Annotated in this window: 22 protein-coding genes; 14 read left to right on the top strand and 8 right to left on the bottom strand. The window is 67.8% G+C overall.

The genetic code is table 11. The features are described from left to right. Positions 1-41 precede the first annotated feature (41 nt). Positions 42-683 carry a MarC family protein gene (locus tag VOI27_RS05270; RefSeq protein ID WP_323764256.1) on the bottom strand — a complete coding sequence of 214 codons (642 nt, stop codon included), beginning with the start codon at positions 681-683 and terminating at the stop codon, positions 42-44. 195 nt (positions 684-878) lie between these two features. After that, complete coding sequence (locus tag VOI27_RS05265; RefSeq protein ID WP_323764255.1) at positions 879-2,738, bottom strand: ABC-F family ATP-binding cassette domain-containing protein; 1,860 nt, start codon at positions 2,736-2,738, stop codon at positions 879-881. 196 nt (positions 2,739-2,934) lie between these two features. Between VOI27_RS05265 and ndk the strand changes: the two genes are divergently transcribed. Further along, positions 2,935-3,357, top strand: coding sequence for a nucleoside-diphosphate kinase (ndk, locus tag VOI27_RS05260; RefSeq protein WP_323764254.1), 423 nt, complete (start codon positions 2,935-2,937; stop codon positions 3,355-3,357). A 220-nt stretch (positions 3,358-3,577) separates the two neighbouring features. After that, positions 3,578-3,979, top strand: coding sequence for a VOC family protein (locus VOI27_RS05255; RefSeq protein WP_323764253.1), 402 nt, complete (start codon positions 3,578-3,580; stop codon positions 3,977-3,979). A gap of 34 nt (positions 3,980-4,013) precedes the next feature. Here the strand turns inward: VOI27_RS05255 and VOI27_RS05250 are convergent, their stop codons facing one another. From VOI27_RS05250 to soxR, 3 genes are all read right to left on the bottom strand, one after another. Then, positions 4,014-4,361: a TfoX/Sxy family DNA transformation protein gene (locus VOI27_RS05250; RefSeq protein WP_323764252.1), complete on the bottom strand. Its 348-nt coding sequence runs from the start codon at positions 4,359-4,361 to the stop codon at positions 4,014-4,016. Positions 4,362-4,445: 84 nt separating this feature from the next. Beyond that, positions 4,446-4,820: an MmcQ/YjbR family DNA-binding protein gene (locus tag VOI27_RS05245; protein WP_323764251.1), complete on the bottom strand. Its 375-nt coding sequence runs from the start codon at positions 4,818-4,820 to the stop codon at positions 4,446-4,448. 36 nt (positions 4,821-4,856) lie between these two features. After that, positions 4,857-5,315, bottom strand: coding sequence for a redox-sensitive transcriptional activator SoxR (soxR, locus tag VOI27_RS05240; protein ID WP_323764250.1), 459 nt, complete (start codon positions 5,313-5,315; stop codon positions 4,857-4,859). A gap of 89 nt (positions 5,316-5,404) precedes the next feature. Here soxR and VOI27_RS05235 point away from each other — a divergent pair, with 89 nt between their 5' ends. The 5 genes from VOI27_RS05235 to VOI27_RS05215 all read left to right on the top strand — a co-directional run bounded on the left by VOI27_RS05235 (position 5,405) and on the right by VOI27_RS05215 (position 10,659). After that, positions 5,405-5,779: a VOC family protein gene (locus VOI27_RS05235; protein WP_323764249.1), complete on the top strand. Its 375-nt coding sequence runs from the start codon at positions 5,405-5,407 to the stop codon at positions 5,777-5,779. Next, positions 5,772-6,683: a DMT family transporter gene (locus tag VOI27_RS05230; RefSeq protein ID WP_323764248.1), complete on the top strand. Its 912-nt coding sequence runs from the start codon at positions 5,772-5,774 to the stop codon at positions 6,681-6,683. Before VOI27_RS05235 ends, VOI27_RS05230 begins: the two co-directional genes overlap by 8 nt. Positions 6,684-6,832: 149 nt before the next feature. Beyond that, the gene (gene cysS / locus VOI27_RS05225; RefSeq protein WP_323764247.1) at positions 6,833-8,194 is read left to right on the top strand and encodes a cysteine--tRNA ligase; all 1,362 of its coding nucleotides are present in this window, start codon (positions 6,833-6,835) and stop codon (positions 8,192-8,194) included. 99 nt (positions 8,195-8,293) lie between these two features. After that, a complete protein-coding gene (cimA, locus tag VOI27_RS05220) occupies positions 8,294-9,904 on the top strand; it encodes a citramalate synthase (protein WP_323764246.1) in 1,611 nt (536 codons plus the stop codon). Next, positions 9,904-10,659 carry a squalene/phytoene synthase family protein gene (locus VOI27_RS05215; protein WP_323764245.1) on the top strand — a complete coding sequence of 252 codons (756 nt, stop codon included), beginning with the start codon at positions 9,904-9,906 and terminating at the stop codon, positions 10,657-10,659. The genes cimA and VOI27_RS05215 overlap by 1 nt, the downstream gene beginning before the upstream one ends. A 3-nt stretch (positions 10,660-10,662) precedes the next feature. Here VOI27_RS05215 and VOI27_RS05210 read toward each other — a convergent pair whose 3' ends face one another. Further along, positions 10,663-11,892: an MFS transporter gene (locus tag VOI27_RS05210; RefSeq protein WP_323764244.1), complete on the bottom strand. Its 1,230-nt coding sequence runs from the start codon at positions 11,890-11,892 to the stop codon at positions 10,663-10,665. Positions 11,893-12,030: 138 nt separating this feature from the next. On the opposite strand from VOI27_RS05210, the gene VOI27_RS05205 reads away from it, so the two are divergent. Continuing rightward, entirely contained in the window at positions 12,031-12,447 is a 417-nt protein-coding gene (locus tag VOI27_RS05205) for a CopG family transcriptional regulator (RefSeq protein WP_323764243.1), read from the top strand. Positions 12,448-12,472: 25 nt separating this feature from the next. Next, a complete protein-coding gene (locus VOI27_RS05200) occupies positions 12,473-13,558 on the top strand; it encodes a PHB depolymerase family esterase (RefSeq protein ID WP_323764242.1) in 1,086 nt (361 codons plus the stop codon). A 48-nt stretch (positions 13,559-13,606) separates the two neighbouring features. Here the strand turns inward: VOI27_RS05200 and VOI27_RS05195 are convergent, their stop codons facing one another. Then, complete coding sequence (locus VOI27_RS05195; protein WP_323764241.1) at positions 13,607-14,044, bottom strand: hypothetical protein; 438 nt, start codon at positions 14,042-14,044, stop codon at positions 13,607-13,609. 166 nt (positions 14,045-14,210) lie between these two features. Here VOI27_RS05195 and VOI27_RS05190 point away from each other — a divergent pair, with 166 nt between their 5' ends. From VOI27_RS05190 to VOI27_RS05180, 3 genes are read left to right on the top strand one after another with little or no spacing between them, the layout of a single operon-like run. Next, positions 14,211-14,933 (top strand): precorrin-6A/cobalt-precorrin-6A reductase, encoded by a 723-nt coding sequence (locus tag VOI27_RS05190; RefSeq protein WP_323764240.1) that lies wholly within the window; start codon positions 14,211-14,213, stop codon positions 14,931-14,933. Beyond that, positions 14,921-15,553, top strand: coding sequence for a DNA-3-methyladenine glycosylase 2 family protein (locus VOI27_RS05185; RefSeq protein ID WP_323764239.1), 633 nt, complete (start codon positions 14,921-14,923; stop codon positions 15,551-15,553). The genes VOI27_RS05190 and VOI27_RS05185 overlap by 13 nt, the downstream gene beginning before the upstream one ends. Continuing rightward, positions 15,553-16,218, top strand: coding sequence for an alpha/beta hydrolase (locus tag VOI27_RS05180; protein ID WP_323764238.1), 666 nt, complete (start codon positions 15,553-15,555; stop codon positions 16,216-16,218). Before VOI27_RS05185 ends, VOI27_RS05180 begins: the two co-directional genes overlap by 1 nt. Positions 16,219-16,435: 217 nt before the next feature. Here VOI27_RS05180 and VOI27_RS05175 read toward each other — a convergent pair whose 3' ends face one another. Then, positions 16,436-16,852: a VOC family protein gene (locus tag VOI27_RS05175; protein WP_323764237.1), complete on the bottom strand. Its 417-nt coding sequence runs from the start codon at positions 16,850-16,852 to the stop codon at positions 16,436-16,438. A 263-nt stretch (positions 16,853-17,115) separates the two neighbouring features. Here VOI27_RS05175 and VOI27_RS05170 point away from each other — a divergent pair, with 263 nt between their 5' ends. Beyond that, positions 17,116-17,700: an HNH endonuclease gene (locus VOI27_RS05170; RefSeq protein WP_323764236.1), complete on the top strand. Its 585-nt coding sequence runs from the start codon at positions 17,116-17,118 to the stop codon at positions 17,698-17,700. 100 nt (positions 17,701-17,800) lie between these two features. Further along, on the top strand, positions 17,801-19,336 hold the full coding sequence (locus tag VOI27_RS05165) for a Ppx/GppA phosphatase family protein (protein ID WP_323764235.1): 1,536 nt from the start codon (positions 17,801-17,803) through the stop codon (positions 19,334-19,336). The last annotated feature ends 38 nt before the right edge of the window (positions 19,337-19,374 follow it).

Genomic DNA, 19,374 nt, shown 5'->3' with positions numbered 1-19,374 from the left:
CGCGCTCCTTTGCCTTGAGAGATAGGGCGGAAGGCCGGGCTTTACGAGGCCAGCCCCGTGGCCATCCCGTAATCGCGCAGCCCGTCGAGCACGAATTGCACTGCCAGCGCGGCCAGAAGCATCCCCAAAAGCCGCGTCACCACCACGATGCCGGTGCGCCCCAGCCCGCGTTCCAGCAGCCCGGAAGCGAGAAACAGCAGAAAGGCGATCGCCACCACCGCCAGCATCATCCCGGTCACCCAGAGATAGCCTTCGACCCCGGGATGCGCACCGGTCAGCAGGATCATCGAGGCGATGGAGCCGGGCCCCGCGAGCAGCGGAATGGCCAGCGGAAAGACCGAAGGGTCATGATCGTCGTCCTCGTCCTCGGCCTCCTCGGCACGGTCCTCCCGGCGCTTGGTGCGGCGTTCGAACAGCATGTCGAGCGCGGTAAGAAACAGCAGCAGGCCGCCGGCGATGCGGAAGGCCGGCATCGAGATGCCGATGAAGCCCAGCACCGATTCCCCCAGCGCGCCAAAGAGCGCCAGGATCGCCACCGCCACCACGCAGGCCCTGATGGCAATCGCCCGGCGCGCCCGCGGCGACATGCCAGAGGTCATCGCCACGAAAAGCGGCGTCAGGCCGATCGGATCGACCACCACGAAGAGCGTGACGAAGGCGGAGATGAGAAAGGCGCTGTCCATGGCCCTAGGCACCACGGCGCGCGGCATTTGGCAAGGGCGAAGACGACAGGCGCGGCAACGGCTGCGACCCCGTCTGTCGCCACGGGGGCGGCTTACCGGGCGGCGGCCGGGGCGGTGACGCGAGCCGATTTCCGAGACAGGGCAGGGTGGCCCCGGGTCGAGCCCGGGGCGGGTGGCCGAGGCCGGGTCACGGCGTCAGCCGCCCGCCTTTTCCAGCTTTTCCAGCGCTGCCATCCACAGCGCCTCGGCGCGTTTCAGACCTTCCTCGACCTCGGCGAACTTGCGGTTCCACTCCGCCAGCTCGGCGGTCTTGGCGTCGTCATAGATCGCCGGGTCGGCGAGCTTGCGCTGCAGCTTGCCGTGCATGTCGGTGATCTTCTCGACCCGGTCCTCGCATTTGCGGACCTCGGCGCGCAGCGCCATCAGCCGCTCGCGGGTCGCCCGGCGCGGCTTGTCGTCCTTCACGGCCTTTGGTTTGTCCGCCTTCGCCGGCTTGTCAGACGACAGCAGCAGCCGGCGATAGGCCTCGAGGTCATCGTCGAAGGGCTTGACCCCGCCGCCTGACACCAGCCAGAGCCGGTCGGCCACCATCGACAGCAGGTGCATGTCGTGGCTGACCAGGATCACCGCGCCGCCATAGGCGGTCAGCGCCTCGACCAGCGCCTCGCGGCTCTCGATATCAAGGTGGTTGGTCGGCTCGTCGAGGATCAGCAGATGCGGCGCGTCGAGCGTCGCCAGCAGCAGCGAGAGCCGCGCCTTCTGACCGCCGGACAGACGCCCCACTTCGGTCTCGGCCTGGTCGGCACCGAGGCCGAAGCCCGCCAACTGCGCCCTGAGTTTCGACTGCATGGTGTCGGGCCGCTCGCGCTGCAGATGCTGCAGCGGCGTCTCGTCGATATGCAGCTCGTCGACCTGGTGCTGGGCGAAATAGCCGATCCGCAGCTTGGCCGAACGGGTCATCTTGCCCGACATCAGCGGCAGCCGGTCCGACAAGAGCTTCGACAGCGTCGACTTGCCCTGACCGTTCTTGCCCAGCAGGGCGATGCGGTCGTCATGATCGATCCGCAGGTTCAGATGGCGCAGCACCGGCGTGTCACCATAGCCGGTCTCGCCGCCCTCGATCGAGATGATCGGCGGCGACAGCTCTTCGGGCTGCGGAAAGGTGAAGACCCGCCGCGCCACTTCCTCGGGGGCGGCCACCAGATCGATCTTCTCGATCATCTTCAGCCGCGCCTGCGCCTGCTTGGCCTTCGAGGCCTTGGCGCGGAACCGGTCGACGAAGCTCTGCAGATGCGCCACCCGGGCCTGCTGCTTCTTGGCCATCGAGGCCTGCACCGCGCGCTGCTCGGCGCGCTGCCGGGCAAACTGGTCATAGGGGCCCTGATAGAAGGTCAGCTTGCGATCTTCGAGATGCAGGATCGCCCCCACGGCGCGGTTGAGCAGCCCGCGGTCGTGGCTGATGATGATCACCGTATGGGGGTATTTCGCCAGGTAGCTTTCCAGCCAGAGCGCGCCCTCGAGGTCGAGATAGTTGGTCGGCTCGTCGAGCAGCAGCAGGTCGGGCTGGGCAAAGAGCACGCCCGCCAGCGCCACCCGCATCCGCCAGCCGCCGGAGAAGGCAGAGCAGGGCATCGCCTGTTCGGCATCGTCAAACCCCAGACCCTTGAGGATCGACGACGCCCGCGCCTCGGCGCTCCAGGCGTCGATATCGGCCAGCCGGGTCTGGATCTCGGCGATCCTCGTGGCGTCCTGCGCGTGATCGGCTTCGGCCATCAGCGCCGCACGTTCGGTATCGGCGGCCAGCACGGTGTCGAGCAGCGAGACCTCGTTGGCCGGCACCTCCTGCGCCACGCCGCCGATGCGGGCGCGCTGCGGCAGGGTGATCGCGCCGCCCTCAAGCGCCAGTTCGCCGCGGATCAGCCGGAACAGCGTGGTCTTGCCGGTACCGTTGCGGCCAATCAGGCCGACCTTGTGGCCGGCGGGGATCCGCGCGCTGGCGCCGTCAAGCAGCAGGCGCCCTTCTACCGAGTAGGAGATGTCATCAATCGTCAGCATGGCCGCGCTCTAGCAGAGCCGCGACCCACACACCAGCACGCCCCGGGCTTCTTCCGGCTAAAAATATTCCTCGGGGTGAGGGCAAAGCCCGAGCGGGCAAAGCCCCCTTTCCATGGCCCGGGACCCGTGGTATCGCACGCCCGATTTCAGACCGGCCGGGGCGCATCTCCCGGCGTTCACACAGGAGACTGCCCCAATGGCAACCGAACGCACCCTCTCGATCATCAAGCCCGACGCCACCCGCCGCAACCTCACCGGCAAGATCAACGCCAAGTTCGAGGATGCGGGCCTGCGCATCGTCGCACAAAAGCGCATCCAGCTGACCAAGGCTCAGGCCGGCAAGTTCTACGAAGTGCACGCCGAGCGCCCGTTCTATGACGAGCTGTGCGACTTCATGGCCTCCGAGCCGGTCGTGGTGCAGGTGCTGGAAGGCGAGAACGCCATCCAGACCAACCGCGACGTGATGGGCGCCACCAACCCCGCCGACGCGGCCGCGGGCACGATCCGCGCCGAATTCGCCGAATCCGTGGGCGAAAACTCGGTGCACGGCTCCGACGCGCCGGAAACCGCCAAGGAAGAAATCGCCTATTTCTTCTCGGGTCTTGAACTCGTCGGCTGAACCGACCTCCGGTTGCCGTAAAGACAGACGCCGTCCCGGCAGCGGGGCGGCGTTTTCGTTTGCAGCATGGGTGAGACCTTGGCATCGCGCCATCCTCGGGCCCGGCCCGACATCCTCCCGCCACATGCGCGGGCCTTGGCCCGGGGATTTCCCGCAGCCTTTGCGCCGGGCCTGCTTTGCCGCTACCTTCCTCTGACCGACCAAGAGGCAGGAGCAGCAGATGGCCGAGACACAGGGACTGAACCACCTCGGCCTCGCGGTGCGCGATCTGGACGAGACCACCGGGTTTTTCGTCTCGGTGCTGGGCTGGGAGGAGAGCGCCCGCGACCCGAGCTATCCGCGCAGTACCGTGACCGACGGGCAGCTGCGGCTGACGCTCTGGCAGGTCGACCGGTCCTCCGGGATCACCGGGTTCGACCGCCGCGCCAATGTCGGTCTGCACCATCTGGCGCTCGAGGTGGCAAGCGCCGAGGCGCTCGACACCCTGGCGGAGAAGGTGGCAAACTGGCCCGGGGTGGCGGTGGAGTTCATGCCCGAAGCCATGGGTAGCGGCCCGCGGCGGCACATGATGTTTGCCGAACCGGGTGGCATCCGGCTGGAACTGATCTGGCCCGGAACCTGATCCCCGCGACGGGGATGCCATCGCGCGCAGGCCCTCAGCGCTTCTTCACCACGCCGATCTGGTCGAGGATGTGCTCGAAGGCACCGTCTGGCGCGAGGTCGGCGGATTTGGCGGGCTTGTGCGCCGCCTTGAGTGCATCGAAGCGCTTGCGCAACGCCTTCTTCTCCTCGCCTTGGCAATCGTTCCACGGCCGGCCCTGCAGCCCCATGACCAGCACGTAATAGCCGATGAAATGCGGCCGCATGCCGCTGGCGATCAGCTTGCCATAGGCGACATCGGCACCGAGCGCGCGCAGGTCTTCGGCCGAGGTGATGCCGACCCCGGCGCAGGCGGCCTCCATCGCCGGTCCGAGGTTGCGGATCGAACTGACCGGTTCGCTCATCGCGCTGCCACCTCTCGCTGAATTGGCCCGTCGCCCGGCCGGACCGTCATGCTTTCGACCATGCCCATCGCCGCCCCATGCCGCCTATGCGCCAGTGTCATCCAGCGGCGCGAGACCGGCCTGCACCTTCTTGGGCAGTTTGCCACGGACCAGCCGGTAGGAAGTCAGCAGCCGCTCGCGCAGCTCGTCCTCGGTGATGTCATCGGGGCCGATCCGGTCGAACGGCACAAACACCCAGGAGCGGTGGAGATAGGCCGCCTTGGTGGCGCGACCCATGTCGATCAACGCGGTGGCGGTCTCGATATCGGCGGTCTTGAGCGAGACGCCGGTGCCCATCGAGCCAGTATTGGAAAACATCTTGCCGCCCACCTTCCAGGCGTCATGACCGCCGCCCCAGGGGTCGGAGACCTCCGCCCCGGGCAGGGCGGCACAGATTGCATTGACCATCTCGCGTGACATCCGCGCATGGTGCGCGGGGCCGGCGAGTCGCGCAAGTCATTCGGCATCAGAGGGCTGGTCTCCCAACAGGTACCGCGGCCCGTCCCCCAGCCTGGCGGCGCGGTCGTCTGGATTGTAGAGCTTGCAGCGGTCGAGCGAGAGGCAGCCACAGCCGATGCAGCCGTCGAGTTTCTCGCGCAGCGCCTGCATCTGGGCGATCCGCGCGTCGAGCACCCGGCCGAACTCGTTCGAGATCCGCTCCCAGTCGGATTTCGTCGGCGTGCGCTTCTCCGGCAGGCCGGCCAGCGCCGCGCGGATCTCGGCGATGGAAAACCCAAGGCCTTGGGCGATGCGCACGAAGCTCAGCCGGCGGATGTCCGAGCGCTCGAAACTGCGCTGGCCGCCGGCATTGCGGTCGGGATGCACCAGCCCCTGTTCCTCGTAATAGCGTACCGCCGAGACCGCCAACCCGGTACGCTCTGCCACGAATCCGATGCTCAAGCCGCGCGTTGCCATGTGGTGCCTCTTGATAATGAACGAAACTTTCCTGTTGATTCTTACCTGAGCTCGTAGCCTGACACCATCAACAAGACACGGAGACAGGCATGGCCTATCTGGAACACGCGAACATCACCGTCGACGACCCGCAGGCCACCGCTGCGGTGCTGCAAGAGCTTTTTGGCTGGCGCATCCGCTGGCAGGGGCCGGGGCGGGACGGTCAGACGGTGCATGTGGGCACCGAGACCAGCTATCTCGCGCTTTATGCGCCAAGGGCGCGAACCCAAGGGCAGACGGCGCGTTACACCCGTCTCGGCGCGCTCAATCACATCGGTATCGTGGTCGAGGATATCGCGGCGGTCGAGCAACAGGTGATCGCGGCCGGCTATCAGCCCGGCAATCACGGCGATTACGAGCCCGGCCAGAGGTTCTATTTCGACGGGCCCGACGGGGTGGAATACGAGGTGGTCAGTTATGCCTAATTCGGTGCCGTTTCTTTTGGTCTATGTCGGCGTGCTGACCGGGCTGAACTTTCCGCTGGGCAAGCTGGCCGGGGCGGCCGGCGTGCCACCGGCGCTCTGGGCGCTGCTGATCTCGCTCGGTGCTTCGCTGACGCTGCTGCCGGGGCTCTTGGCGCGACGGGCATTGATCGTGCCTCGGGGGGCGGCGCTGCGCTATGTGGTGCTGGCCGGGCTGATCACCTTTGTCGGGGCCAACCTGCTGGTCTTTGCCGCCATTCCACATGTCGGCGCGGGGCAGGTGGGGATGATGTTCGCGCTCTCGCCGGTCTTCACCCTCGGGCTGTCGCTGGTCTTTGGCCTGCGCGCGCCACGGGTGCTCGGGTTGATCGGCATCGCGCTGGGCATGGGCGGCGCGATGCTGGTGGCACTGGGGCGCGGCGAGGTGGCGGGGCTCTCGCCCTGGGCGCTGGCGGCGGTGGCGATCCCGGTGATCCTGGCGGTGGGCAATGTCTATCGCACCCTCGACTGGCCCGAGGGAGCCGAGCCGATGGCGCTGGCCTTCTGGAGCCACCTTGCGGCGGCGCTGACCTTCGTCGCTCTGCTGCTGGCCACCCACGGCGGCATTCCCCTGCAGGCGGTGGCCGAGATCCCGTCGGTGGCGTTGGCGCAAATGGCGGTGGCGGGGGTGACGTTCCCGGCCTTCTTCCGGCTGCAACGCCTTGGCGGCCCGGTGATGCTGAGCCAGATCGGTTATGTCGCGGCGGCGACTGGCATGGCGGCGGCGGTGCTTCTGCTGGGCGAGCGCTATGGCGCGATGACCTGGGCCGGTGCCGGGCTGATCGCGCTGGGCGTGGGGTTCACGCTGCGCGACCAGCGCGCGCCGGCAAAAGCGCGCTTGGCGAAGGCCGGGCCCTGTGCTACCTGAGGGCCATGAGCATCAAGGCAATCATCATCTGCTGCATTCCCCGCTGACATCTGTCGGCGGGCCTGCTCTTTCTTTCCTTTGTGAATCGATCTTGCTAAGCCCGCCGCGAGCGCCCGTGGACCTTGATGCCGCGCCCGTGAGGAGAGGTTATGACCGAGATCAGACTGCACAACACCCGCACCCGCCGCAAAGAGGTGTTCACCCCGATCGACCCGGCGAACGTGCGGATTTACCTCTGCGGTCCGACGGTCTATGACCGCGCGCACCTGGGCAATGCGCGCAATGTGATCATGTTCGACGTGCTGTTCCGGCTGCTGCGCCATGCCTATGGGCCGGACCACGTGACCTATGTGCGCAATTTCACCGACGTCGACGACAAGATCAATGCCCGCGCGGCCGAGAGCGGCCGCTCGATTGCCGAGATCACCGCCGAGACAACGCAGTGGTATCTCGACGACATGGCGGCGCTGGGCACGCTGGAGCCGACGAGCATGCCGCGCGCGACGCAGTATATCCCGCAGATGATCGAGATGATCGAAGGGCTGATTGCCAAGGGGCACGCCTATGCCGCCGAGGGCCATGTGCTGTTCTCGGTGGAGAGCTATGGCGATTACGGCGCGCTCTCCGGGCGCTCGGTCGATGACATGATCGCCGGCGCGCGGGTCGAGGTAGCGCCCTACAAGCGCAACCCGATGGACTTCGTGCTGTGGAAGCCCTCCTCCGACGATCTGCCGGGCTGGGACAGCCCCTGGGGCCGCGGGCGTCCGGGCTGGCATATCGAATGCTCGGCGATGTCCTATGCTTTGCTGGGGGATACGTTCGATATCCACGGCGGCGGCAACGACCTGATGTTCCCGCACCACGAGAACGAGATCGCCCAGAGCTGCTGTGCCCATCCCGAGGGGGACTTCGCCAAGGTCTGGCTGCACAACGAGATGCTGCAGGTGGAGGGCCGGAAGATGTCGAAATCGCTCGGCAACTTTTTCACCGTGCGTGACCTTCTGGATGAGGGCGTGCCGGGCGAGGTGATCCGCTTCGTGTTCCTCTCGACCCATTACGGCAAGCCGATGGACTGGACCGCGAAAAAGCGCGACGAGGCCGAGGCGGTGCTGCGCAAATGGCGCGGGCTGTGCGAGGGCGTGGAAGCGGGGGATGTGCCGGAGGCGGTTGTGGCGGCCGTGGAGGATGACCTCAATACCGCCGGCGCGATTGCCGAGCTGCACCGGCTGGCGGCGGCCGGTGAGGCCCCGGCGCTGAAGGCCGGGGCGGGGGTGCTCGGGCTGCTGAGTGACGATCTGGGCGGCTGGGACGGCGCCGACGTCGACCTCTCGGGCCTTGTCGCGCGGTTCAACGAGACCCGGGCGGCGGCGATGGACAGCAAGGATTTCTCTGGCGTCGATGCCTTGAAACAGGGGCTGATTGCGGCGGGTGTCGAGGTGCGGATGAGCAAATCCGGCGTCGAGCTGGTGCCGGGGCCGGGGTTTGACGCCGCCAAGCTGGAGGCCTTGTGATGCCCGGCAAACGATGCTGGGGGGCTGTCTGCCCCCCGTCCGCCGGGGCGGACTCCCCCCGAAGGGTATTTTTGAACAGAAGAAGCAAGGGGGGCTGTCATGGCTGAGCGGCTTTATCTTTACGACACCACCCTGCGCGATGGGCAGCAAACCCAAGGGGTGCAGTTCTCGACCGCCGAGAAGCTGCGGATTGCCGAGGCGCTGGATGCTCTGGGCGTGGACTATATCGAGGGCGGCTGGCCGGGGGCCAATCCCACCGACAGCGCGTTCTTCGACGCGGCGCCCAAGACGCGGGCGCAGATGACCGCCTTTGGCATGACCAAGCGGGCCGGGATCTCGGCCGAGAACGACGATGTGCTGGCGGCGGTGATGAATGCCGGCACCGGCGCGGTCTGCCTCGTGGGCAAGAGCCATTCCTGGCACGTGGAGACGGCGCTGGGGATCAGCCAGGCCGAGAACACCGAGAACATCGCCAAGTCGGTCGCCCATATCGTGGCGCAGGGCCGCGAGGCGCTGTTCGATGCCGAGCATTTCTTTGACGGCTACAAGTCGAACCCCGATTACGCGCTCGAGGCCTGCCGGGCGGCGCTGGAGGCCGAAGCGCGGTGGGTGGTGCTCTGCGACACCAATGGCGGCACGCTGCCAGAGGAGATCGGGCAGATCGTGGGCGAGGTGATTGCGGCAGGGATCCCCGGCGACCGGCTGGGCATTCACACCCACAATGACACCGAGACCGCCGTGGCCGGCACCCTGGCGGCGGTGATGGCCGGTGCACGGCAAGTGCAGGGCACGCTCAACGGGTTGGGCGAGCGCTGCGGCAATGCCAATCTGACGACGCTGATCCCGACGCTGCTGCTGAAGGCGCCCTATGCCGGGCAGTTCGACATCGGCGTGCCGCGCGAGGCGCTTTCGGGGCTGGTGCGGATCAGCCGGATGCTCGACGAGATCCTCAACCGGGTGCCGATGCGGCAGGCGGCCTATGTGGGGGCCTCGGCCTTTGCCCACAAGGCCGGGCTGCATGCCAGCGCCATCCTCAAGGACCCGGCGACCTATGAGCATATCGACCCGGAGGTGGTGGGCAACGCCCGCATCATCCCGATGTCGAACCAGGCCGGGCAGTCGAACCTGCGCAAGCGGCTGGCCGATGCCGGTCTGGCCGTCGAGAAGGGTGATCCGGCGCTGGGCCGCATCCTCGACCGGGTCAAGGCGCGCGAGACCGAAGGCTATTCCTATGACGGGGCACAGGCCTCCTTCGAGCTCCTGGCGCGCGAGGAGCTGGGCCAGGCGCGGCGGTTCTTCGAGCTCGATCGCTACCGGGTGACGGTGGAGCGGCGGCGCAATGCGCTGGGCGAGATCATCAGCGCCTCTGAGGCGGTGGTGGCGGTGACCATCGACGGCGCGCAGATCCTCTCGGTCAGCGAGAGCCATGACGCCGAGGGCACCGACCGCGGGCCGGTCAATGCGCTGTCACAGGCGCTGAGCCGCGATCTGGGCAAGTACCAAGCCTCGATCGATGACATGCACCTTGTCGACTTCAAGGTGCGCATCACCCAAGGCGGCACCGAGGCGGTTACCCGCGTCATCATCGATTGCGAGGATGGCACGGGCCGGCGCTGGTCGACGGTGGGCGTCTCGCCCAATATCGTCGATGCCTCGATGGAGGCGCTGCTGGATGCGATCCGCTGGAAACTGCTGCGCGACGCCGGTTGATGGAGCCCTGGCACGCCTGCGCCGCCCTGGTCGAGACGGGCGACCCTGACCGCTTCATGGCGGTGATGTCCTGCGGGGTGGCGGCGCGGGCGCGGCTGTTTCCGCTCTATGCCTTCAATCTCGAGGTCGCGCGCGCGCCCTGGCTCACCCAGGAGCCGATGATTGCCGAGATGCGGCTGCAATGGTGGCGCGATGCGCTGGCCGAAATAGCCGCCGGCGGGCTGGTGCGGCGGCACGAGGTGGTGACGCCGCTGGCGCTGGTGCTCACGCCGGCGCAGGTCGCGCTGCTGGACGGGCTGATCGAGGGGCGGCGGCAGGACATCAGCCGCGAGGGCTTTGCCGATCACGCGGCGTTTGACGGCTATATCGACGCCACCTCGGGCAACCTGCTGCTTGCGGCGACGCTGTGGCATGGCACACCCAATGAGGCGGCGGTGCGCGACATTGCCTATGGCGCCGGGGTGGCGCAGTATCTGGTGGCGGTGCCTGAGCTCGAGGCGCGGGGCCGCAGGCCACTGGTCGATGGCCGGCCGGAGGCGGTGCGCGAGCTGGCCAGTGCGGCGCTGGTGCGGTTGCGGCGGGGACGGGCGGCGCTGGGGGGCGGCTTTGGCGTGCCTTTGCGCAGCACCTGGCAGGCCGGGGCGGTGTTGCAGCAGGCGGTCAGCGACCCCGGACGGGTGGCGCGGGGCAGTCTTGGCCTGTCGGATGCGGGCAAGCGGGCGCGGCTGATCTGGCGCGCCCTGCGCGGCACCTGAGGCTCAGGCCAGCCCCGGCTTCGGCCGCAGCATCAGCCAGATCAGCGCGCCACCGGCGAGCACCAGAAACGGCACCATCGCCATGTTGACGGCGATCCAGCCGGCCTGCGGCGTGCCGCCCGAACAGTTCATCAGTCCGCCAGAGGCCAGCGAGGCCACGGAAACGCCGCCAAAGACGATCAGGTCGTTGAGCCCCTGCATCTTGCCGCGTTCCTCGGGCGCATGGGCCGCCGCCAGCATCGTGGTGGCCCCGATGAAGCCGAAGTTCCAGCCGATGCCGAGCAGGATGAGCGCGATGAAGAAGTTCTCCAGGTCCACCCCGGCCAGACCGACCCCGCCGGCGATGCCTAGGATCAGCAGGCCCAGGGCGACGATCCGCTCGACCCCGAAGCGCGCGATCAGGTGGCCGGTAAAGAACGACGGCGCGAACATCGCCAGCACGTGGCCGGTGACCACGTCGGCGGCATTGTTCTTGTCGAACCCGCAGCCCACCACCGCCAGCGGCGTCGAGGTCATCACCAGGTTCATCAGCGCATAGGAGACCATGGCGCAGATCACCGCCACCGCGATGCGCGGCGTCGTGAGCAGTTCGCGCCGCGTGCGGCCCTTGGGCGCATCGGGTGAGGGCGCCGGCGGTTTCGGGATGTCGAGGAAGAGAAACAGCAGCGCGCCCAGCAGGTTGACCGCGATCACCGCGGCATAGGTGCCAAGGAAGGGGATCACATAGGCATCGGCGGTGAGCTTGACCAGCTGCGGGCCGAGCACGGCCGAGGCAAGGCCGCCGGCCATGACATAGGAAATCGCCTTGGGGCGGAAGGCATCCGAGGCGGTGTCGGCGGCGGCAAAGCGGTAGAAGCCCTGCGCCGACATGTAGACGCCGGTGAGGAAGGACCCCAGCAGGAACACCGGAAAGCTCTGCAGATAGAGCCCATAGGCGCCGATCACCCCGCCGAGCGCGCCGCCAAGCGCGCCGACGAAGAACCCGGCGCGGCGGCCGTAGCGCTGCATGAAGGCGGAAATCGGCGTCGCGGTGACCATCGAGCCGATCACGATCAGCGAGATCGGCAGCGTCGCGAAACAGATGTTGGAGGCCAGCGACTGTCCCGCCAGCCCGCCGATGGTGAAGATCATCGGCATCTGCGCGCCAAGCACCGCCTGCGCCAGCACGAGCACGATCACATTGCGCCTGGCGCGGCTGTCTGAGGCGGGGGCGGGAGCGGCAAGATCTGTCATCTGGCAATCGGTAATCGCAGCGGCCGGGAGCGGCAAGCGGGGAATGCAGGGCGTGGCGCAAAGCCGGCTGCCGTTGGGTCAGCCTTGTTTCGTCGCGAGGAACAGCCATATACCATCCATATGGATGGAGAAGTCAACATGAACACCGTCAGACGCCTCAGGGACAAGCCGCCCGAGACCGAAAAGATCACCATCAACCTGGGCTATGTCGACCTCGGTCGGATCGATCTGCTGGTGCAGGAGGGGTTTTACTCCAACCGCAGCGATTTCATCCGCACCGCGATCCGCCGCCAGCTCGACACCCAGTCGGACGCGGTCAGCAAGACCATCGAGCGCCATACCATGGACCTCGGGCTGCGCGATTACAGCGCCGCCGATCTCGAGGCGGTGCAGGCGGCGGGCGAGGTCCTGCATATCAAGGTCGTGGGGCTGGCGCGGATTTCCAGTGACGTCACCCCGGAACTTGCACGGGCCACAATCGGTTCGATTACCGTGCTGGGTGCGTTACAGGCCAGCGCGGCGGTGAAGACGGCATTGGGCGACAGGATCGGCTGAGCAGTAACCTTTCAAGGATGACAAGATGACACCTCGTTTCACCTCGGCCATGCGCCGGGCCACAGACCTCGTGCGGTCGGGCGACCTCTCGGCGGCCACCGACATGATCCGCAACACGCTGGGCGGTGGCGAGACCGCCGCGGCGGGAGCCAAGACGCCGGCTCCGGCGCAGGCGTCACCGCGCAAGGGGCTGGGCCAGACCCTGTCTGACCTTGCGGCGCGGATGCCGCACGGCACGATGCCGACCCCGGCGCAGGAGGCCCCGTTGCCGAAGGGCGCGCGGTTTGACGCCGGCAACTATGCCTGTGCCCAAGGCAGCCGCGATTACCGCGTCTATGTGCCGGCGCTGACCGGCGCCCCAAGGGGCATGATCGTGATGCTGCACGGCTGCACCCAATCGCCGGTCGATTTTGCCAATGGAACCAAGATGAACCGGCTGGCCGATCAGCACGGGCTGATCGTGGTCTATCCCGAACAGCCGCGGTCGGCCAACATGAACGCCTGCTGGAACTGGTTCCAGGCCTCTGACCAGGAACGCGACGGCGGCGAGCCGGCGATCCTGGCCGGGCTGACCCGAGAGCTGCGCGAACGTCACGCGGTGCCGCAGGACAAGGTCTTTGTGGCCGGTCTCTCGGCCGGGGCCGCGATGGCGGTGATCCTTGGGCGCAGCTATCCCGATCTCTATTCCGGCGTCGGCGCGCATTCCGGCCTGCCCTACAAGGCCGCAGACACCATGGCCGGGGCCTTTGCCGCGATGGGGGGCAAGCCGTCGTCGGCGCCCGCCGCCAGCGGCACGCCGGTGCCGACCATCGTGTTTCACGGCAGCGCCGACACCACCGTCGCGCCGGTGAACGGTGACCGCATCGCCGAGGAGACCCGCCCCGAGGGCGCCGAGGTGATCGATGGCGGCAATGCCGGCGGGCGCAGTTTCACCCGCACCAGCGTGCTCTCGGACAGCGGCCACGCGGCGATGGAATATTGGAACGTTGCCGGCCTCGGCCATGCCTGGTCGGGCGGGCACCCCTCGGGCAGCCACACCGACGCACAGGGCCCCGATGCCAGCGCCGAGATGGTGCGGTTCTTTCTCAATCTGCCGCGGCAGGGAGAGTGACCGCGGCCGTCGCCGGATCGCCCTCGGGCGGCCCGGCGGCGGAACGGGTCAGATTTCGAGCTCTTCGCGCACCTCGGCGAGGATGCTTTCAAGCTGTTCCTCGTCGCTCCGCGCATTGTTGAGACTGTCGACCAGAACCTCCTTGCGGATCGCCGGCAGGTCAGAGCTCTCGATCAGGTTGCGGACGGCGACAAACTCGAAGCCCTCCACCGTCAACAGCTCTTCCGGCGGGCGGTTCAGCGCGGCCTCGGTGGTGCCGGCCGAGGCGCCCTCGTCAAACTGGGTCTGCTCGATCGGCTGCGCCGGCGGATCATTGTCGACATCGCCGACCAGTTCGGACCCGTCGCTGTCTTCACCACCCAAGGCATCGAAGTCCTCGGCGGACACCGGGTCGACCTCTGGCGGCTGGTTGCTGAATGGCGTCTCGATTATCAGGTAGCCTGCCACGAGGACGGCGACGACCACCAGGATTGGAATGAGTTTCACGGGTGTCTCTCCTTGTCACTACGGCTCATGTGGCTAACACGCGCCGCGCCGGGATGTTCCGGTTTGCCGCCTGGCGGGTGCTTGACGCTGGCCGGAGATCGGGCCAATCCTCGGCGTCTGAAGGCCGCGCGCATCCCCGCGCGCGACCATGGCGAGACCTGACCCGATGCTTGCGCGCGGTACTGACATCCTGCTGATCGGCGGCTCTGCCGAGGCCCGCGCGCTGGCCGACCGGCTGCGGGGGCGGGCGGCGGTGATCTTGCCGGCGCCCGAGCGGCGGACGCATGACTGGCCGTTGCCGGTGCTGTCCGGACCGCTGGACGCCGCACTGCGACAGAGCGGCGCGCGACTGATCCTGGACGTCAGCCACCCAAACGACTGGCAGAGCGGCTGGCAGGCCTGGCGGGCCTCCAAGGACACCGGCGTGCCTCTGTTGCGGCTCGAGCGACCGGGCTGGCGACCGGGGCGGCGCGACCGCTGGGTCAGGCTGCGTGACGAGTCTGCTGCGGCACGCCATGTGGCGCGTGGCGCGCGGGTGTTTCTGGCCACCGGGCGCGAGGGGCTGATGCGCTTTGCCAACCTGCGCGAGGCTTATGTCATCAGCCGCCAGCTGTCGGAGCACCACGATGCCTTTCCGCTGCCGCGCGGCCGCTTCCTGCGCGGCGCCTCGCCGTTCTCGGTGGCGGGCGAGGTGGCGCTGTTTCGCCGTTTGAGGATCGACTGGCTGATCCTGCGCAACGCCGGCGGGCCCGGCGGCTGGCCAAAACTCGAGGCGGCGCGGCGGCTCGGGCTGCGGGTCGGGATGATCGACCGGCCGCGTCGGCCTTTGGTGCCGATGGTGCGCGATCTGGCCGCGGCCGAGGCGAGGATCGCGCAATGGCTGGGGTAGGGCGGATCATCGAGAGCGACGCCTGCGTCGCCGAGGGCGCCGACTGGCTGCGCCGCGCCGATCCGCGATTTGCCCCGGCGCTTGATGCCTGCGCCCCGCTGCCGTTGCGGCGGCGCGACGACGGCTTTGCCCAGCTCTTGAGCGCGATTGTCAGCCAGCAGGTCTCGGTCGCCTCGGCCAGCGCCATCTGGGGCCGGCTGCAGGCCGCCGGCATGGTGACACCGGAGGCGATCCGCGCCAGCGACGAGACCGCGCTGCGCGCCCTCGGGCTGAGCCGCCAGAAGGCGGCCTATGCGCAGGCGCTGGCCACCGCGGAGATCGATTTCGCGGCGCTGCGCCGCGCGCCAGATGCCGAGGTGATCGCGACGCTGGTGGCGGTCAAGGGAATCGGCGTCTGGACGGCGGAGATCTACGCCATGTTCTCGCTCGGACGGGCGGATGTCTTTGCCCCCGGCGACCTCGCCCTGCAAGAGGCGGCGCGGCTGCTCTTTAACCTGCCCGAGCGGCCGAAAGACCGCGCCTTGCGGCAGATGGCCGAGGCCTGGTCACCCTGGCGCTCGGTTGCGGCCCGGGCGCTCTGGGCCTACTACAAACATGCCAAGGCAAGGGAAGGTATTTGATGACTCGTGTTCTGACATCCGGCCGCAAGGAGCCGGTCTCCGGCGAGCTGCGTTCGGTGGTGATTTTTCTGCATGGCTACGGCGCGAATGGCGCCGATCTGCTGGGGCTGGCCGATCCGCTGAGCGAACACCTGCCCGACACGCTGTTCCTGGCGCCGGACGCGCCGGAGGCCTGCGCCGGGGCGCCGATGGGGTTCCAGTGGTTTCCGATCCCCTGGATCGACGGCGCATCGCAGGAAGAGGCCGAGGCCGGCATGGCGCGGGCGGCGGAAGACCTGACCGCCTATCTCGATTCGGTGATGGTCGACGAGGACGTGCTGCCCGAGCAGGTGGCCCTGTTCGGCTTTTCACAGGGCACGATGTTGAGCCTGCACGTGGCGCCCCGGCGCGAGGATGCGGTGGCAGGCGTGGTGGGCTTTTCCGGCCGGCTGCTGGCGCCGGAATTGCTCGAGGACGAGGCGGTGAGCTTTCCACCGGTGCTGCTGGTGCACGGCGATCAGGACGACGTGGTGCCGCCGCAATCGCTGCCGGAGGCGGCCGAGGCGCTGCAGAAGGCCGGGTTCAAGGAGGTCTTTGCCCATATCATGAAGGGCACGGCGCATGGGATCGCACCCGACGGGCTGGGCGTGGCGCTGGCGTTTCTGCGCGACAAATGCGGGTTCTGATGCCGGCGCTCTGAGTTTCGCCACGCCTCTGGCGTGTCGACCGGCTGGGGGGCGGGCCCCCCAGACCCCCCCCAGACCCCCCCCAGACCGCCCAAGGCTCTTCGCGCCAGGACCGGCGGCTGCGCTGGCGGCTCCGGCTGGACGGGGGGCTTTGCCCCCCGGGCCTGCGGCCTCCCCCCAAGGTATTTTTGAACAGAAGAAGCGGGGGGCCTGTACGTCAGGACCAGAGGTGCGGCTCTGCGAATTCCACCGAGTTGCCTGCGGGATCGCGGATGTAGAGCGAGCGGGCGCCGTTGGGCCAGTCAAACTCGGCATCGATGGCGATGTCTTGGGCGGTGACATGCGCGCGCCATCGGGCGATCTCGGTGCGGGAGGCGCGGAAGCAGACATGTCCGGGGCCGCGCGCGCCATGGGCCGGGACCGGCATCTTTGGGTTTTGCGAGGGTCTGGCGGTCTCTTCGGGGTTGAAGACCAGCAGGATCGTCTCGCCGGCGCGGAAGAACACGTGGCGGCCGGGCAGACGCAGCACCACCTCCATCGCCAGCACGCCGTGGTAGAAGGACTCGGCGGCATCGAGATCACGGGCATAGAGCGCGGCTTCGAGAACGCCGGCGATGGCGGGCGGGGTCGGCATGGGGTGACGATAGCGGAGGCGCGTGGTCGGGCCAAGAGGCGGCGGGACGCAGTGGCGCGGTGGGGGCCGGTGAGATGAGCGGCTTGTTGCCGCCGGGGTGCCCGTCATGACAGCGTTACGAAACTCCCCTAACTCTTGGGGCGGCTCTCCATGTTTAGGCGCTTGCCTGATTGGAAACGCGAGATATAGTCGTATTACCAAAAGCGATCTCAAGAAGCGCGGACATGAGGCATAGCGGAGCGGACAAGAGGATGTGACGACCCATGGACGGTGATTTCAGGACGGATTTTGTGCGCGAGCCATCGGCGCTGAGGCAATACCCCGCACTGGTGCTCAACGCGGATTACCGGCCGCTGTCGTACTACCCGCTGTCGCTCTGGCCCTGGCAGGATGCGGTCAAGGCGGCCTGGCTCGACCGGGTCGACATCGTGGCCGAGTATGACCATCAGGTCAGAAGCCCCTCGACCACCATCCGGATCCCCTCGGTCGTCGTCCTGAAAGATTATGTCAAACCTCAAAAGCGCGTGGCCTTCACGCGCTTTAATCTTTTTCTGAGGGATGAGTTTCGCTGCCAGTACTGCGGCACCAAGCGCGAGCTGACTTTCGACCACGTGGTGCCGCGCGCCGCCGGCGGGGTGACCTCGTGGCAGAATGTGGTGGCGGCCTGTGCGCCCTGCAACCTCAAGAAGGGCTCGAAGTCGCTGGCCCGCGCCGGGATGAACCTGCGCAAGCCGCCGCGCCAGCCCGGGGCGGAAGAGCTGCGCAACATGGGCCGCAAGTTCCCGCCCAACCACCTGCATGAAAGCTGGGTCGATTTCCTCTACTGGGATGCCGAGCTCGAGGCCTGAGGACCGGTTGCAGGCCTTGCCCGCGCCAAGACCGTAGACAAGTCGCGGCCTGAAATGCCACCTTCGCAGAAGGATTTGTGCGAAGGAGGCGGGCAGGCTGATGCAGGGTTCCGGACAGGGCGACCTCGACCCGCGGGTGATCGAGATCGAGACCGGGCGGGTTCTCGACCGCCAGCAGGCGCATTACGGCGTCATCGACGTCGGCTCCAATTCCATCCGCCTTGTGGTCTATGACGATCTGAGCCGCGCGCCTTTCCCCCGCTTCAACGAGAAGTCGCTGGTGGCGCTGGGGGCCGGGCTGGGCGACGACGGGCGGTTCTCGGACGAGACCATCGCCCGGGCGGTCGATGCGATCACCCGGATGAGCGCCATCGCCAAGGCGATGGATGTCACGCGGATCGACGTGCTGGCGACAGAGGCCACCCGCAAGGCCAAGAACGGCGACGATCTGATCGCGGCGATCACCGAGGCCACCGGGCTGAAGCCGCGCATTCTGGCTGGTGAGGAAGAGGCGCATTTCACCGCTTACGGCGTGATTTCCGGCTTCTTCCAGCCCAAGGGGATGATCGGCGATATTGGCGGTGGCAGTCTCGAGGTCGCCGAGGTGATCGGCGACCGGGTGAGCGAGCGCGTCACCTCCATGCCGCTCGGCGCGCTGCCGGTGAAGGCGCGGCTTGAGGCGGGCTATGGCGAGGCCAAGCAATGGGTCGACGGCATCCTGGCCGAGAGCCTGCCGCCGCTGCTGACCGAGCCGGTGTTTCACGCCATCGGCGGCGGCTGGCGGGCGCTGGCGCGGGTGCGGATCGCCCAGGACAAGGCGCCGATCACCGTGGTGCATGGCTTCGAGATGCCGGCGGAAGAGCTGCGCAAGATGGCCAAGACCATCGCCAAGATGACCCCCGAGGAGGTGGCCGAGCTGCCCGATGTGCCCGGCCGGCGAATCGAGACGCTGGCGGCCTCGGCGCTGGTGATGTCACGCGTGCTCAAGAAGCTGGCGCCGGAGCGGGTGGTGTTTTCCGCCTTCGGGCTGCGCGAAGGCTGGATCTATCGCCAACTCGACGAAGACGAGCAATACCGAGATCCGCTATTGGAATGCGCCCAGACGATCGGATTGCCGACGGCGCGGGTGCCGGAGTTCAGCGCGGCACTGGGGCGCTGGACCGACGATCTCTTTCCCGGTGAGACCCTGGCCGGGCGCCGACTGCGGCTGGCGGCCTGTGCGCTGACCGACATCGGCTGGCGCGACCACGAGAAAATCCGCCCGAAAGAGAGCTTTCAGCGGCTGCTGCAGTTTCCCTTCGTTGGCATCACCCATCCGGAGCGCGCCTTCCTGGCGGTCACCATCCTCTGCCGCTACGGCGGCAAGCTCGACGGCGAGGTGCGGGCGGTCACCGATGCGCTGCTGGCACCGGCCGATCTGCGCCGGGCCGAGATCCTCGGCCGGGTGATGCAGCTGGGGCACCGGTTCTCGGCCGCGGTGCCCGAGATCCTCGACCATGCGAGGCTCGAGATTGAAGCCGATGCGGTGCGGCTGAAGATCCTCGATCCGCGCAGCAACCCCGACAGTGACGCCGTGCTCGACCGGCTGAAGAAGGTCGCCAAGGCCACCGGGGTGGAGGTGGCGGAGATCGTCTGACCTCAGGACCAGCCGGGTCGACAGGCCACCGCCGGAAC

This window comes from Marinovum sp., assembly GCF_034669705.1.
GTDB lineage: Bacteria > Pseudomonadota > Alphaproteobacteria > Rhodobacterales > Rhodobacteraceae > Marinovum.
This window is presented reverse-complemented; position numbering and strand designations above follow the sequence as displayed.